Here is a 13,765-nt window from a genome sequence, read left to right on the forward strand (position 1 = left end):
AGATGTGTATAAGAGACAGGTACTGTAGTGGTCATGTCAATCCGATTCCAGGGTGATCGGTTCGGGGTAGCCCAGGCGCAGACTCAGGTGACGGACCAGAGACTCGCGGACCTCGTCGAAAGCTAGCGGCCCGGTCACCAGATCGCGGAGCTGGGTCATGGCCAGGCCGGCATAACCGCAGGGGTTGATCCGGCGGAAGGGTGCCAGATCCATGTCAACGTTGAGCGCCAGGCCGTGGAAGGACCGGCCATTGCGGATGCGCAGGCCCAGGGAGGCGATCTTGGCGCCATCCACATAGACACCCGGCGCATCGGCCCGGGCCACGGCCTGCACGCCCCAGTCGGCGAGCAGCGCAATCAGGCTGTCTTCCATGGTGCTGACCAATTCTCGCACGCCCAGGCCCTTGCGGCGAACATCCAGCAGCACATAGGCGATGAGCTGACCGGGACCATGGTACGTGACCTGGCCGCCGCGATCGACCTGCACCACCGGAATGTCGCCCACGGCGAGCAGGTGCTCGGGCTTGCCGGCCTGCCCCTGGGTGAAGACCGCGGGGTGCTGCAGCAGCCAGAGTTCGTCGGGGGTCGCGGGGTCGCGCTCGTCGGTGAAGCGGCGCATGGCCTCCAGGGTCGCCGCGTAGGGCCGCAGGCCCCAGCGGCGCACGCCCAGGCTGGCCGGGGCGGGAGTGCTCATCAGATCACCATGTGCACGCGGCCGGTGGCGCGCAGATCCTGGTGGATGGCCTGCAGCTGCTCCACGCCGGTGGCGGTGATGAGCACCTGCACGGAGAGGAAACGGCCGTTACGACTGTCGCGGGTCACCAGGGTGTCGCGCTCCAGATCCGGCGCATGGCGCTGGACGATGTCGAGCACCAGCTCGGCGAAATCGGCACCGGCATCGCCGATCACCTTGATCGGATAGCGCGGGCAGGGAAATTCGATCTTTGGGGGTTGAACGTCTTCGGTCATGCGGACTTCCAGGCCGATCGCTGTCGGCAGGGGGTGAAAGGCCCGCGGATGCGGGCCTTTGCAGGGTGACGGATCAGTTGAACAAGCCGTAGAAGAACAGGCGAATGCTATCCCACAGGCGACGGAAGAGGCCACCCTCCTCGACCGGCTGCAGGGCAACCAGGTCGGCGGTGTGCACCACCTTGTCATCCAGCTTCACCTCGACCTTGCCGATCACCTGGCCCTGGGCGATGGGTGCGATCAGCTGCGGATTGAGCACCATCTCGGCGTGCAGCTTCTTGGCCTGGCCGCGCGGCAGGGTCATGGTTAGGTCGTTGGCCAGACCGGCCTGGACTTCGCGGGTGTCCCCCTTCCATACCGGCGCCTTGGCCAGTTCGGTGCCCTTCTTGTAGAAGGACTGGGTTTCGAAGAAGCGGAAACCGTAGGTCAGCAGCTTCTGGGTCTCGGCGGCGCGGGCCTGTTCGCTGTTGGTGCCGAACACCACGGCGACCAGGCGCATGCCATCGCGCACGGCCGAGGCCACCAGGCAGTAGCCGGCTTCGTCGGTATGGCCGGTCTTCAGGCCGTCGACGGTCTTGTCGCGCCACAGCAGCAGGTTGCGGTTGGGCTGCTTGATGTTGTTCCAGAAGAATTCCTTCTGGGAATAGATGGCGTAGTGCTGGGCATCGGCATTGATGATGGCGCGCGCCAGGATTGCCATGTCATGGGCCGAGGAATAGTGATTCGGATCCGGCAGGCCGGTGGCGTCCATGAAGTGGGTGTTCTGCATGCCCAGCTTCTGCGCGGTGGTGTTCATCATGTCGGCGAAGGCGTCTTCGCTGCCGGCGATGTGCTCGGCCAGGGCGACGCTGGCGTCGTTGCCGGACTGGATGATGATGCCGTGCAGCAGGTCACCGACCGACACCTGGGTGCCGACCTTGATGAACATCCGCGAACCGCCGGTACGCCAGGCGTGCTCGCTGACGGTGACCATGTCCGATTCCTTGATGCGACCCCGGTTGATTTCCAGGGTGGCGATGTAGGCGGTCATCAGCTTGGTCAGGCTGGCCGGCGGCAGGCGCTGGTCGGGGTTGGATTCGGTGAGCACGGCGCCGCTGTTGGCATCCATGAGAATCCAGGCCTTGGCGGCCAGCTGGGGCGCCGCCGGAACCATTGTCTCGGCCGCCCAGACGGCCGGGACACAGGCGATCGTTACTAGGAGGAGCAGGCGTCGAGCGAGTTTTGCGATTGTCATCCGAATCTCTGAAAGGTTGGGGTATGGCAGGAGCAGCGGACCCAGACCGCTCGGTCCACGTCGATCCGCGCGAGGCGGATAACGACGGCTGGGGCCGGCGACTGGGCGTCATGAAGCATCCCTGCTTCAATCCGGTTGCACGAGAGACGCCTGACCCAGGCGGGCCACGCGTACGCTGTTCTGGAGCTGGGCGACCTCAGCCGGCTGGACCGGTCCGAGGCGGACCCGATGCAAGGTCTGCTGGTTGCGCACCGTCGAACTGACGAACACCGGGGCACCGGTCAGGTCGCTGAGCTTGTCCTTGAGCAATTCCGCAGCGTCCGGATTGGCGAAGGCCGCCACCTGCAGATAGAGCCCAGCGGCTGGGGCAGAAACGTTTTTTTTTGCGTCGACGGCCGCGGGCGTCACCGGTTCGGCATGCTGGTTGACCGGGGGCGTATAGGTCTCGATGGCGCCGAAGGTCTGCGTCTCGGTGGTCTTCTGGGCCACCGGTGCCTGGCGCGGCTGGGCCAATACCATGGGCACCGCCTGGCCACGCTGGGCCCAGTACTGCTGCGGATCTATGCCTTCGACGCTGACCCGGGCGGTGCCGATCTCGGCGTAGCCGAGCTTCTTGGCGGCGGCGAAGGACAGGTCGATGACCCGGTCGGAATAGAAGGGACCGCGGTCGTTGACGCGCAGGATGACGCTGCGGCCGTTGTCCAGGTTGGTGACCCGCACATAGCTGGGCAGCGGCAGGGTCTTGTGCGCCGCGGTCATGCCGTAGAGGTCGTAGGTCTCGCCGTTGGCGGTGGCCTGACCGTGGAACTTGGTGCCGTACCAGGAGGCGGTGCCGGTCACGCGGTAGTTGCGCGAATCGGTCAGCGGGAAATAGGTCTTGCCCAGCACGGTGTAGGGATTGTTCTTCAGTGGCCCGTTGTAGGGCATGGGCACGGCGTCGGGGATCCGGCTGACGTCCACGTCCCACCAGGGCGCGCCGTCACGGTGCGGACGCAGGTAGCCGCCCGGCCCGGCCACGCCCTTGCCGGTCGGCTTGGGCGCCTGGCTGGAGCAGCTCACCAGCAGCAGGCCAAGGCCCAGGCAACCGGCCAGGCGCGCCAGGGCAGTCAGGCGCATCACGGCTTGGCACCCTCCGCGGCATGGCGCGCGGCGATGGCGTTCGCCAGATCGGTCACCGCCATGGCGTACATGACGCTGCGGTTGTATCGGGTAATGGCGTAGAAATTGGGCAGGCCCATCCAGTACTCCGGTCCCTTGTCTCCGTCGAGGCGGAACGAGGTTACACGCAAATCGTCACGCAGGGCAGGGTCTTGGGCGTTCCAGCCCAGGGCGCGCAGCTCGGCGACGCTCTTGACCGGCTCGATCCCGGCCACCACGCCCTCCTCCACCCGCTCGCCACTGACCTGGGCGCGGATGGCGGTCGGTCCGCGACCGGACCAGCCGTGGCGCTTGAAGTAGTTGGCCACGCTGCCGATGGCGTCGGTGGGATCGGACCAGATGTTGATGTGGCCGTCGCCGTCGAAGTCCACCGCATAGGCGCGGAAGCTGCCCGGCATGAATTGCGGCAGGCCCATGGCGCCGGCGTAGGAACCGGTGAGGCTGAGCGGATCGACCTGCTGTTCGCGGGCCAAGAGCAGGAATTCGCGCAGCTGGCTGCGGAAGAAGGGCGCGCGGGGCGGATAGTCGAAGGCCAGGGTCGACAGCGCATCCAGCACCCGGTAGTTGCCGGTGTTGCGACCGTAGAAGGTTTCCACCCCGATGATGGCGACGATGAACTGGGCCGGCACGTCGTATTCGCGCTCGGCGCGGGCCAGGGCTTCTTCATGGGCCTTCCAGAAATCGACGCCCTGGGCGATGCGCCGATCGGTGATGAAGATGGGGCGGTATTCGCTCCAGGGCTTGATCCGCTCGGCCGGTCGCGAGATGGCGTCGAGGATGGCCTGCTTGCGCTCGACCTCGCCGAACAGCGCCTGCAGCTGTTCCGGAGCGAAGCCATAGCTCTGACTCATCTCGGCGATGAAGTCGCGCGTCAGCGGTGCCGCGTCGTAGTCACCCGCGACGACGCCGGTCGTCACGCCCATCGCCCCCGCGAGCCCGAGGCTCAGCAGGCAGCGACGCATCCATCCCATTGTCGGCATCTAACCCTTCTTTGTTGCGTGTTAAACCTGGGCGATCCACTTGCGGTGCGTGTGGATCGACATCAAAACTCCGAACCCGGTGAACAAGGTGACCACCGAGGTGCCGCCATAGCTGATGAAGGGCAGCGGTACGCCCACCACGGGCAAGAGGCCACTGACCATGCCGATGTTGACGAAGACATAGACGAAGAAGGTCATGGTCACGCCGCCGGCAAGCAACTTGCCGAACAACGTCTGGGCCTGCACCGTGATGGTCAGGCCGCGACCGATCAGCAGCAGATAGAGCACCAGCAGCAGGCAGACGCCGACCATGCCGAACTCTTCGCCGAGGACGGCAATGATAAAGTCCGTGTGACTTTCCGGCAAAAAATCCAGATGAGACTGGGTACCCAGCAGCCAGCCCTTGCCGAACACCCCGCCCGAGCCGATGGCGGCCTTGGACTGGATGATGTTCCAGCCGGCGCCCAGCGGATCCATCTCCGGATCGAGGAAGGTCAGGATCCGGCGCTTCTGGTAATCGTGCAGGACAAAGAACCACATGGCCACGGCCATGGGCACCGCGGCGCTCACCGCGCCGATCAGCCAGCGCCACTGCAGGCCGCCGACGAACAGCACGAAGCCGCCCGAGGCCAGCACCAGCATGGCGGTGCCGAGGTCGGGCTGGTCGAGGATCAGCACGAAGGGCACCACCACCAGCGACAGGCTGATCAGGCTGTGCTTGAAGTTGGGCGGCAGGCTGCGCTTGGACAGGTACCAGGCCATCATCATGGGCATCAAGAGCTTCATGAATTCCGACGGCTGGAAGCGGATGACCCCGGGAATGTTGATCCAGCGGGTGGCACCCATGGCGTTGTGGCCCATGACGTCCACCACCACCAGCAGGGCCACGCCGATCACGTAGCCGAGGGGCACCCAGCGCGCCATGAAGCGCGGTTCGAGCTGGGCGACGACGGCCATGGCCACCAGCCCGAGGCCAAAGGAGCTGGCCTGCTTGAACAGCAGGTCGAGATTGCGCCCGCCCGCGGAATAGAGGACGAACAGCCCGGTCGCTCCCAGCATCAGCAGCAGGATCAGCAGTGGGCCATCGATGTGCAGCCGCTGCAGCAGGGTGGCGCGCCGCTTCATCACGTCCCCTTCGGGGATGGTGCGATCGAAGTTGGGAGCAAGACTCATGGCTGCACCTTGGTCGCGGCGGCGGTGGCCGCGGCGGTAGTGGGCCTGGCGTACTCGGCCTTGAGATGGCCCTGCTCATCGAGCAGCCAGGCGTCGAGCACCTGACGCGCGACCGGTCCGGCCACGGCGCCACCCGACTCGCCGTTCTCGACCATTACCGCCACGGCGATCTGCGGATTGTCCACCGGGGCGAAGGCGACGAACAGGGCGTGGTCGCGGTGGCGCTCCTTGAGCGCCGCCGAGTTGTACTTCTCGTTCTGGCGAATGGCGACCACCTGGGCGGTACCGCTCTTGCCAGCGATGCGGTACTGGGCACCGACATTGAGCTTGTGCGCGGTACCGCGCGGATTCTGTACCACCATTTCCATGCCGTGGATGGCCCTGTCCCAATAGCTCGGGTCCTTGAGCTCGATGTCGGGCATGGGATTGGGGTCTGCCGGCGGCTGACCGTCGAGGGTCCTGGCCAGGTGCGGACGAATCCATTGGCCATGGCTGGCGATCAGCGATGTGACCTGGGCCAGTTGCAGCGGAGTCACCTGCATGTAGCCCTGGCCAATCCCGAGGATCAGCGTCTCGCCGGGGAACCAGGCCTGGCGGCGGGTGGCACGCTTCCACTGGCGCGACGGCATCAGCCCCGGCGCTTCCTCGAACATGTCCAGCGCGACCTTCTGGCCGAGACCGAACTTGCCCATGTACTCGGAGAGGCGATCGATGCCGATCTTGTGGGCGAGGTCGTAGAAATAGGTGTCGTTGGACCTCATCAGGGCTGTGTCCATGTCCACGTAGCCGTCGCCGCCGTGGTTCCAGTTACGGTACTTGTGGTCGTAGTTGGGCAGCTCGTAATAGCCCGGATCGAAGACCTTCGCCTGGGGCGTGGTGGCACCGCTGTCGAGACCGGCGATGGCCACCGCCGGCTTGATGGTCGAACCGGGTGGATAGAGGCCGCGCAGCACCCGGTTGTAGAGCGGGCGATCGATGGAGTCGCGCAGCTCGGAATATTCCTTGAAGCTGATCCCGGTGACGAAGGGATTGGGGTCGTAGCTCGGCTGGCTGACCATGGCCAGCACCTCGCCGGTCTTGGGCTGGATGGCGACGATGGCGCCACGGCGCCCGCCCAGGGCGGCTTCGGCGGCGGCCTGCAGGCGCGAATCGATGGTCAGGACGATGTCCTTGCCCGGCTTGGGGTCGGTGCGATTGAGCACCCGCAGCACCCGGCCGCGGGCGTTGGTCTCCACCTCTTCGTAGCCCACCTCGCCGTGCAGCTCGGGCTCGTAGAAGCGCTCCACGCCGGTCTTGCCGATGTGGTGGGTGCCGCTGTAGTTGACCGGATCCAGGCGCTTGAGCTCCTGTTCGTTGATCCGCCCGACATAGCCCACCGAATGGGCGAAGTGCTCGCCCATGGGATAGTGACGCACCAGCTGTGCCGTCACCTCGACCCCGGGCAGGCGGAACTGGTTGACGGCGATCTTGGCGATCTGCTCCTCGGTCAGCTCGAACAGCACCGGTACCGGCTCGAAAGGCCGCCGGCCCTGCTTCATGCGCTTCTCGAACAGCTCGCGGTCTTCCTCGGTCAGGCCCAGCACCTGCACCAGGGTATCGAGGGTCTGCCGCCAGTTGTCGGCCCGCTCGCGGGTGATGGTTAGGCTGAAGCTGGGACGGTTGTCGGCGACGATGATGCCGTTGCGGTCGTAGATCAGGCCGCGGGTGGGCGGGATCGGCTGGACATGGACCCGGTTGTTTTCCGACAGGGTCGAGTGGTAGTCGTGCTGGATGACCTGCAGGTAGTACATGCGCGCCACCAAAACGCAGGCGAGCACGAGAAAGAGCACCGCCCCGACCGTCACGCGGGCGCGGACGAGCTGGGCGTCTTTCTCGTGGTCCTTGAGGCGTATGGGTTGCGACATCGCAGGTACGGACTACTTGTGATACGGATGGCCGGCCAGTACGGTCCAGGCGCGATAGAGCTGCTCACCGACGAGGATGCGCACCAGCGGATGCGGCAGGGTCAGCGGCGAGAGCGACCAGCGCTGTTCACTGCGCGCCTGCACCTCGGGCGCGAGACCCTCGGGACCGCCGACCATGAGGTTGACGGTGCGGGCTTCCAGGCGCCACTGCTGGAGTGTTTCAGCCAGTTGCTCGGTGCTCCAGGGCTTGCCGGTGACCTCCAGGGTCACCACGCGCTCGCCCGGTTGCACCTTGGCCAGCATGGCCTCACCCTCCTGACGGATCAGCCGGGCGACGTCGGCGTTCTTGCCACGGGTCTGCAGCGGGATCTCGACGAGTTCCAGCGGCAGTTCCGGCGGCAGACGCTTGACGTACTCGTGCCAGCCCTCTTCGACCCAGCGCGGCATGCGCGAGCCGACGGCGATGAGACGCAGGCGCACCGGCGTTATTCGCCGTGGGCGGCGCGGCTCTGCTCGGCACCGCGCCAGAGGCGCTCGAGGTCATAGAACTCGCGGGTGGTCGGCAGCATCACGTGGACGACCACGTCACCCAGGTCGAGCAACGCCCATTCGCCGCCTTCCAGGCCTTCGCTGCCCAGCGGGCGTACGCCCTGCTGCTTGACCTTTTCCAGCACGTTGTCGGCCAGCGACTTGACGTGGCGGCTGGAGGTGCCGCTGGCGATGACCATGATGTCGGTCACGCTGGTCTTTTCACGGACGTCCAGGGAGATGATGTCCTGGGCCTTCATGTCTTCCAGGGCGGCGATGGCCACCTGGACGAGTTGTTCGCTTTGCATGGTGTAACTCTTACCTCGGTTCGGAGGACGCCGGATAGAGGCCGTGCGTCCGGATATAGTCAAGCACGGCATCGGGCACCAGGAAGCGGATGGACTTCCCGGTGGCCAGGAGGCCGCGGATCTGGGTGGCGGACACCGCGAGCGGGTTCTGCCAGATAAAGGTGATCTGCCCGCCCGGCCCCTTCAGGGCCTGGGGATCGGGCTGACTGCGCGCCGCCAGGAAATCGCGCAATTCCTGGCAGGGCTCGCTGTCGGCGTCGGGTCGTTGCAGGACCAGGATGTGGCACAGCTCCAGCAATTCGCGCCAGCGATGCCAGCCCGGCAGGCCGCAGAAGGCGTCCCAACCCAGCATGAGCAACAGCTGCACCTCATCGCCGAGTTCGGCGCGCAGGCTTTCCAGGGTCTCTATGGTATAGGAGTGGCGCGTCCGGCGCAGTTCCCGGTCATCGACCACCAGGGTCGCGACGTCGGCCACCGCCAGGCGCACCATCGCCAGCCGATCCTCGGCGGAGACGCTGGGCGCCTCGCGATGGGGTGGTCGAGCGCTGGGGATCAGCCGCAGTTCGTCCAGCGCCAGTGCCTCGGCCACCTCCAGCGCCGCGCGCAGGTGGCCGATGTGCACGGGATCAAAGGTACCGCCGAACAGGCCGATGCGGATGGGCAGGCTGCTCATCAGCTACGGACGTGACCGTCGCCGAAGACCACGTATTTCTCGCTGGTCAGCCCTTCCAGGCCCACCGGCCCGCGGGCGTGCAGCTTGTCGGTGGAAATGCCGATCTCGGCGCCCAGGCCGTATTCGAAGCCATCGGCGAAGCGCGTGGAGGCATTGACCATCACCGACGCCGAATCGACCTCGGTCAGGAAACGCCGAGCGTCGCTGTAATTCTCGGTGACGATGGCATCAGTGTGCTGCGAGCCATAGGCATTGATGTGCTCGATGGCTGCATCGAGGCCGTCCACCACCCGGATGGACAGGATCGGTGCGTTGTATTCGGTGCGCCAGTCTGCTTCGCTGGCCAGCAGGACGTCGGTCCCTAGCAGCGCTCGGGTCCGCTCGCAGCCGCGCAGCTCCACCTGCTTGTCGCGATAGATGGCGGCCAGGGGCGGCAACACCCGTTCGGCGATGGCCGCATGGACCAACAGCGTCTCCATGGTGTTGCAGGGCGCATAGCGCTGAGTCTTGGCGTTGTCGGCGATGCGAATGGCCTTGTCGACATCGGCAGCGCGATCGATATAGACGTGGCAGATACCGTCCAGGTGCTTGATCACCGGTACCCGGGCATCGCGGCTGATACGTTCGATCAGGCTCTTGCCACCCCGCGGCACGATGACATCGACGTATTCGGGCATGGTGATCAGCGCGCCCACGGCCGCGCGATCGGTGGTCTCCACTACCTGGACCAGCTCGGCCGGCAGTTCGGCTTCGGCCAGACCTGCCTGGATGCAGGCGGCGATGGCCTGGTTGGAATGAATGGCCTCGGAGCCGCCGCGCAGGATGGTGGCATTGCCGGATTTGAGACAGAGGCTGGCCGCATCGATGGTCACGTTGGGGCGTGACTCGTAGATGATGCCGATGACACCCAGCGGCACGCGCATCTTGCCCAGCTGGATGCCCGAGGGCACGTATCTCATGTCGCGGATTTCGCCGATGGGATCGGGCAACGTCGCCACCTGGCGCAGACCTTCGATCATGTCGTCGATGCGCCGGGGCGTCAGCGCCAGGCGATCCAGCATGGCCGGTTCCAGACCATTGGCGCGCGCGGCTGCCAGGTCCTGCTCATTGGCAGCAGTCAGCTCGGCACGGCGAGCGTCCAGCGCGGCGGCGGCCGCGAGCAAGGCGCGGTTCTTCTGGGCGGTGCTCGCCCGGGCGGCGACCCGCGACGCAGCACGGGCAGCCTGGCCAAGACGGGTCATGTAGGCGGAGACGGACTCGGTCATGGTCGGCGGCCTGCGAAAGACGGTGGGAAAGCCGCAGAGTATAGCGTCGCCGGGCCCTGCGCGGCCAGCGCCGGGGGGCCTGGCCGTGGCATTCGCCTGCGCTATCTGGTTGACTCGCCACGGCCTGTCGGGAATCATCCCCGGCTGTATTTGCCGTTCAGCTCGCGTTCAGCTATTCCCTACATAGCCGAAATCGTTCCAGCTCTGCGCCAGGTGCTGCAGCGACGCCTACCAGTCTTCACGGAAAGAACCATGCCCAAGCACCTCACCTTGTCCCTTGGTCTGCTCGCCCTGCTGATCCATGCCGACGCGACCTGGGCCGCCGCTGCCGACGCCGCGCCGACCGCGGCCGCCGTCCAGGCGCTGGAAGCCCAGCTGAAGAAGACGCCTCAGGATCCGGATGCCCTGGGCAAGCTGGGCAGCGCCCGCCTGGCGCAGCAGCGCTGGACCGATGCCGAGCAGTTGCTGACCCAGGCCGTGCAGAAAGGCGGCAAGACCTGGCAGCCGGCGCTGGACGAGGCGCGCTACCATCATCTGCTGGAGCGCGCCCACGCGGCCGAGAACAAGCGCGAGCTGGACCAGGCACGGGATCTCAGCGTGGAAGCCATCCGGCTGAAGCCCGAAGCGGTCGAGGCGCAGCTGTTCCTTGCCGGCATCCAGAGCCAGAAACGCCAATGGGAACTGGCCGAGGCCACCTACCGCCAGGTGCTGATGCGCGAGCCGGCCAACGTCGACGCCTACTATGGGCGCATCGCCGCGCTCAACGAGCTGGGCCGCACCGAAGAAGCCCTGCAACTCACCAAGAATCTGCAGCCGAGCGCCAAGAGCCCGATCAAGGGCCTGGATCGCCTGCGTGCCGGCCAGGCCATGCAGGAAGCCGAAGCCGCCGAAGCGCGGGGCGATCTGCAGGGCGCCTCGCGGCTGCTCGAACAGGCGCGCAAGGAAGCCCCGGAAGATCCCTGGCTGCGCCTGGCCCAGGCCCGCCTGGAGGTCCGCCAGGGCCGGCCGCGCGCCGCCCGCGATCTGGTGGACAGCCTGGTCAAGGATGGCGCCCAGCGTCCCGAGGTGCTCTATGCCAGTGCCCTGCTGTCCAACGAGCTGGGTGAATACCAGCGCGCCATGCAGACCCTGATGCGCATTCCCCAGGCGCAGCGTTCGCCGGACATGAACGCCCTGGCCGCACGCATCACCTTCAACGAACAACTGGCCGAGACCGTGGCCCTGGCCAAGCAGGGTCGCCGCGAGGAAGCGCGCAGCCTGATGCAGCGCCTGGAAGCCCGCGCCGGGCGCAATCCGGATCTGATCGGCGACCTGGCCGAGGCCTTCGCCACCGCCGGCGATCCCGAGCACGGCCTGGCCCTGCTCAAGCCGATGATCACCGGCGATACCCGCCCGGCACCCGCCATGCAGCTGCACTACGCCAGCATCCAGCTGCAGCTGAACCAGGACCAGACCGTGGGTAATGTCCTGCGCGACCTGCAGGGCGTGGTGCTCGACAGCGGCGAGAAGCAGCAGTACGACGACCTCCTCGCCCGCTACCGCATCCGTCAGGCCGATCGCCTCACCGACCAGGGCAAGCTGGCCGCCGCCTACGACACCCTGGCGCCGGCGCTCAAGGCCCGTCCCGACGACAAGGCCGCCCAAGCCGCCCTGGCGCGCATGTACCGGGCCAGCGGCGACACCCAGAAGGCCCGCCAGCTCTATCGCGACGTGCTCAGCGACCAGCCGAAGGACGCCGAGCTCTATCTGGGCGCCGCCGAAATCGCCGCCAAGTCTCAGGACAGCGTCACCGCCCGCCAGTACCTGGACCAGGCGGTCAAGCTTGGCCAGAGCGATCCCCTGGTGCTGCGCCGCGCCGCCCTGCTCTACCGCGACATCGGCATGGCCGGCACCGCGACCGGCCTGCTGGAGCAGGTGGTGCAGGTGGAGCGCAAGGAGCGCGAATCCGCGGCCCGCGCCGCCGGCGCCAGCGACAATCCCTTCGCCACCCTGCCCGGGCAGACCCGCAGCGATGACGCCCTGGCCGCCGTTCCGGCCGCCGCGGGTGGCAACGCCGGCGGCGCCGACTACGCCTGGAGCGATCCGCTGCAGGCGCAGAAGGCTGCCAACAACCCCTTCAACGACCTGTCCGTGGTGCCCACCAGCAGCCTGTCGAGCAGCCTGGCCACCGAGCAGATCCTCGGCCAGCTGCAGCGCGAGCGGAGCATCCGCATCACCCAGGGTCTGAGCGTACGCAGCTACGATCCCAGTGGCAGTTCACGCCAGACCACCGTCAGCGCTCCGCTGGAGATTTCCTTCCCCGCCGGCGACCAGCGTCTGGCCGTGCGCGTCACCCCGACCCGCATCAACGACAGCAGCAGCGACGGCAGCCAGAAGGAAAACGGCGTGGCGGCATCCATCGCAGTGGAAGATGCCGGGCGAGGGCTCAAGGGCGACATCGGCGTCTCGCCGGTGGGCCTGAGATACAGCACCGTGGTCGGCGGCGCGACCCTGGAACGCCCGCTGAGCAGCCTCAGCGAGAACCTGCTCTATGCGCTGAGCGTGTCACGGCGTTCGGTGACCGATTCCCTGGCGTCCTACGGCGGCATCCGCGATCCGCGTACCGGCCAGGAGTGGGGCGGCGTCACCGACAACGGCGGCCTGGCGCGGCTGAGATACGACGATGGTCGTTACGGCTCCTACATCTATGGCGCAGCCCATCGCCTGACCGGCCACGACGTCAAGGACAACGACCGCTTCGAGATCGGCACCGGCGTCTACTACTACCTGCGCAATGGCCCGGACAGCCTGTTCACCGTGGGCCTCTCGGCCACCGCGATCGGCTATGACAACAACCAGAACCACCTGACCTACGGTCATGGCGGCTACTTCAGCCCGCAGCGCTACTTCGCCATTGGCGTACCCCTGGTGTGGGCGCAGCGGGGCGATCTCTGGGCCTATCAGGTGCAGGGCATGCTGGGCGTGCAGACCATTCGCCAGGACGCCGCGGATCGCTATCCGGACGACGCTGCCTTGCAGGCCGCCGCGGCAGCCGCCGGCGAAGGCCAATACGGCAGCAAGAGCAAGACCGGCGTGGCCTACAGCCTCTCCGCCAATGGCGAATACCGCCTCAGCGGGCAGTTCGCCCTGGGCGGTCGCCTGGGCATGGACAATTCCCAGGACGAGCGCGACGTCAACGGCAACCTCTATCTGCGCTACTTCTTCGAAGAGCAGGAAGGCCGACCGCAACTCTCGCGGCCACAGCCCTACCGTTCGCGCAACGAGGAATAAGGAAAAAGGCCCGCACCCGCGGGCCTTTTTCTTGCCGCTGGCACCCTGCCCGTCGCCACCGAAACGACCGCTCATCCCCGCGTTCGTCGCCCCCGTGACCGGCCCATCCCCGGGCCGCGCCTTTCGTCCGCACTGCACCAGGGGTGCCGTTGACGGGTACGCGAGGCGATCTAACCATGGCAGCGAGCCGGCGCCTAAAAGCGAGACTATCCGTTCGCTCCGCTTCGATGCCCGCATATGCATTTTCAATTGGTGCGTCACGAACCCCGCGTGACAGTATCCGCAAAAAATGACACCTGATGGC

Annotated in this window: 12 protein-coding genes; 1 reads left to right on the forward strand and 11 read right to left on the reverse strand. The window is 66.6% G+C overall.

Annotated elements, in window-relative coordinates; translation table 11 throughout:
* Nucleotides 1–36: 36 nt before the first annotated feature.
* The 11 genes from lipB to GSQ95_RS10470 form a co-directional block, all read right to left on the reverse strand.
* Nucleotides 37–693, reverse strand: a complete 657-nt coding sequence (gene lipB, locus GSQ95_RS10420; RefSeq protein WP_158894463.1) for a lipoyl(octanoyl) transferase LipB — start codon at nucleotides 691–693, stop codon at nucleotides 37–39.
* Nucleotides 693–968 carry a DUF493 domain-containing protein gene (locus GSQ95_RS10425; protein WP_158894460.1) on the reverse strand — a complete coding sequence of 92 codons (276 nt, stop codon included), beginning with the start codon at nucleotides 966–968 and terminating at the stop codon, nucleotides 693–695. The genes lipB and GSQ95_RS10425 overlap by 1 nt, the downstream gene beginning before the upstream one ends.
* 73 nt (nucleotides 969–1,041) lie before the next feature.
* Nucleotides 1,042–2,202: a D-alanyl-D-alanine carboxypeptidase family protein gene (locus GSQ95_RS10430; RefSeq protein ID WP_158894457.1), complete on the reverse strand. Its 1,161-nt coding sequence runs from the start codon at nucleotides 2,200–2,202 to the stop codon at nucleotides 1,042–1,044.
* 126 nt (nucleotides 2,203–2,328) lie between these two features.
* Nucleotides 2,329–3,318: a septal ring lytic transglycosylase RlpA family protein gene (locus tag GSQ95_RS10435; RefSeq protein ID WP_158894466.1), complete on the reverse strand. Its 990-nt coding sequence runs from the start codon at nucleotides 3,316–3,318 to the stop codon at nucleotides 2,329–2,331.
* The gene (mltB, locus tag GSQ95_RS10440; RefSeq protein ID WP_372240078.1) at nucleotides 3,318–4,322 is read right to left on the reverse strand and encodes a lytic murein transglycosylase B; all 1,005 of its coding nucleotides are present in this window, start codon (nucleotides 4,320–4,322) and stop codon (nucleotides 3,318–3,320) included. The genes GSQ95_RS10435 and mltB overlap by 1 nt, the downstream gene beginning before the upstream one ends.
* A gap of 39 nt (nucleotides 4,323–4,361) precedes the next feature.
* The gene (rodA, locus tag GSQ95_RS10445) at nucleotides 4,362–5,465 is read right to left on the reverse strand and encodes a rod shape-determining protein RodA (RefSeq protein ID WP_133863160.1); all 1,104 of its coding nucleotides are present in this window, start codon (nucleotides 5,463–5,465) and stop codon (nucleotides 4,362–4,364) included.
* 44 nt (nucleotides 5,466–5,509) lie between these two features.
* A complete protein-coding gene (gene mrdA, locus GSQ95_RS10450; protein ID WP_158894451.1) occupies nucleotides 5,510–7,417 on the reverse strand; it encodes a penicillin-binding protein 2 in 1,908 nt (635 codons plus the stop codon).
* 12 nt (nucleotides 7,418–7,429) lie between these two features.
* A complete protein-coding gene (rlmH, locus tag GSQ95_RS10455) occupies nucleotides 7,430–7,897 on the reverse strand; it encodes a 23S rRNA (pseudouridine(1915)-N(3))-methyltransferase RlmH (protein WP_007159668.1) in 468 nt (155 codons plus the stop codon).
* Nucleotides 7,898–7,902: 5 nt separating this feature from the next.
* Complete coding sequence (gene rsfS / locus GSQ95_RS10460; protein WP_007159669.1) at nucleotides 7,903–8,253, reverse strand: ribosome silencing factor; 351 nt, start codon at nucleotides 8,251–8,253, stop codon at nucleotides 7,903–7,905.
* A gap of 10 nt (nucleotides 8,254–8,263) precedes the next feature.
* Nucleotides 8,264–8,926 (reverse strand): nicotinate-nucleotide adenylyltransferase, encoded by a 663-nt coding sequence (nadD, locus tag GSQ95_RS10465; RefSeq protein WP_133863154.1) that lies wholly within the window; start codon nucleotides 8,924–8,926, stop codon nucleotides 8,264–8,266.
* Nucleotides 8,926–10,191 carry a glutamate-5-semialdehyde dehydrogenase gene (locus tag GSQ95_RS10470; protein WP_158894447.1) on the reverse strand — a complete coding sequence of 422 codons (1,266 nt, stop codon included), beginning with the start codon at nucleotides 10,189–10,191 and terminating at the stop codon, nucleotides 8,926–8,928. Before GSQ95_RS10470 ends, nadD begins: the two co-directional genes overlap by 1 nt.
* A gap of 252 nt (nucleotides 10,192–10,443) precedes the next feature.
* Between GSQ95_RS10470 and GSQ95_RS10475 the strand changes: the two genes are divergently transcribed.
* Nucleotides 10,444–13,461 carry a cellulose biosynthesis protein BcsC gene (locus GSQ95_RS10475; protein ID WP_158894444.1) on the forward strand — a complete coding sequence of 1,006 codons (3,018 nt, stop codon included), beginning with the start codon at nucleotides 10,444–10,446 and terminating at the stop codon, nucleotides 13,459–13,461.
* Nucleotides 13,462–13,765 lie beyond the last annotated feature (304 nt).

The organism is Pseudomonas sp. BAV 4579 (genome assembly GCF_009765395.1).
Lineage (GTDB): Bacteria > Pseudomonadota > Gammaproteobacteria > Pseudomonadales > Pseudomonadaceae > Chryseomonas > Chryseomonas aestiva.

Bases quoted from the DNA above. Each gene is read 5' to 3' on its own strand.
- GSQ95_RS10475 (WP_158894444.1), top strand. From the start codon at position 10,444: ATGCCCAAGCACCTCACCTTGTCCCTTGGTCTGCTCGCCCTGCTGATC.
- rsfS (WP_007159669.1), bottom strand. From the start codon at position 8,253: ATGCAAAGCGAACAACTCGTCCAGGTGGCCATCGCCGCCCTGGAAGAC.
- rodA (WP_133863160.1), bottom strand. From the start codon at position 5,465: ATGAAGCGGCGCGCCACCCTGCTGCAGCGGCTGCACATCGATGGCCCA.
- lipB (WP_158894463.1), bottom strand. From the start codon at position 693: ATGAGCACTCCCGCCCCGGCCAGCCTGGGCGTGCGCCGCTGGGGCCTG.
- GSQ95_RS10430 (WP_158894457.1), bottom strand. From the start codon at position 2,202: ATGACAATCGCAAAACTCGCTCGACGCCTGCTCCTCCTAGTAACGATC.
- GSQ95_RS10425 (WP_158894460.1), bottom strand. From the start codon at position 968: ATGACCGAAGACGTTCAACCCCCAAAGATCGAATTTCCCTGCCCGCGC.
- GSQ95_RS10435 (WP_158894466.1), bottom strand. From the start codon at position 3,318: ATGCGCCTGACTGCCCTGGCGCGCCTGGCCGGTTGCCTGGGCCTTGGC.
- mltB (WP_372240078.1), bottom strand. From the start codon at position 4,322: ATGCGTCGCTGCCTGCTGAGCCTCGGGCTCGCGGGGGCGATGGGCGTG.
- GSQ95_RS10470 (WP_158894447.1), bottom strand. From the start codon at position 10,191: ATGACCGAGTCCGTCTCCGCCTACATGACCCGTCTTGGCCAGGCTGCC.
- mrdA (WP_158894451.1), bottom strand. From the start codon at position 7,417: ATGTCGCAACCCATACGCCTCAAGGACCACGAGAAAGACGCCCAGCTC.
- nadD (WP_133863154.1), bottom strand. From the start codon at position 8,926: ATGAGCAGCCTGCCCATCCGCATCGGCCTGTTCGGCGGTACCTTTGAT.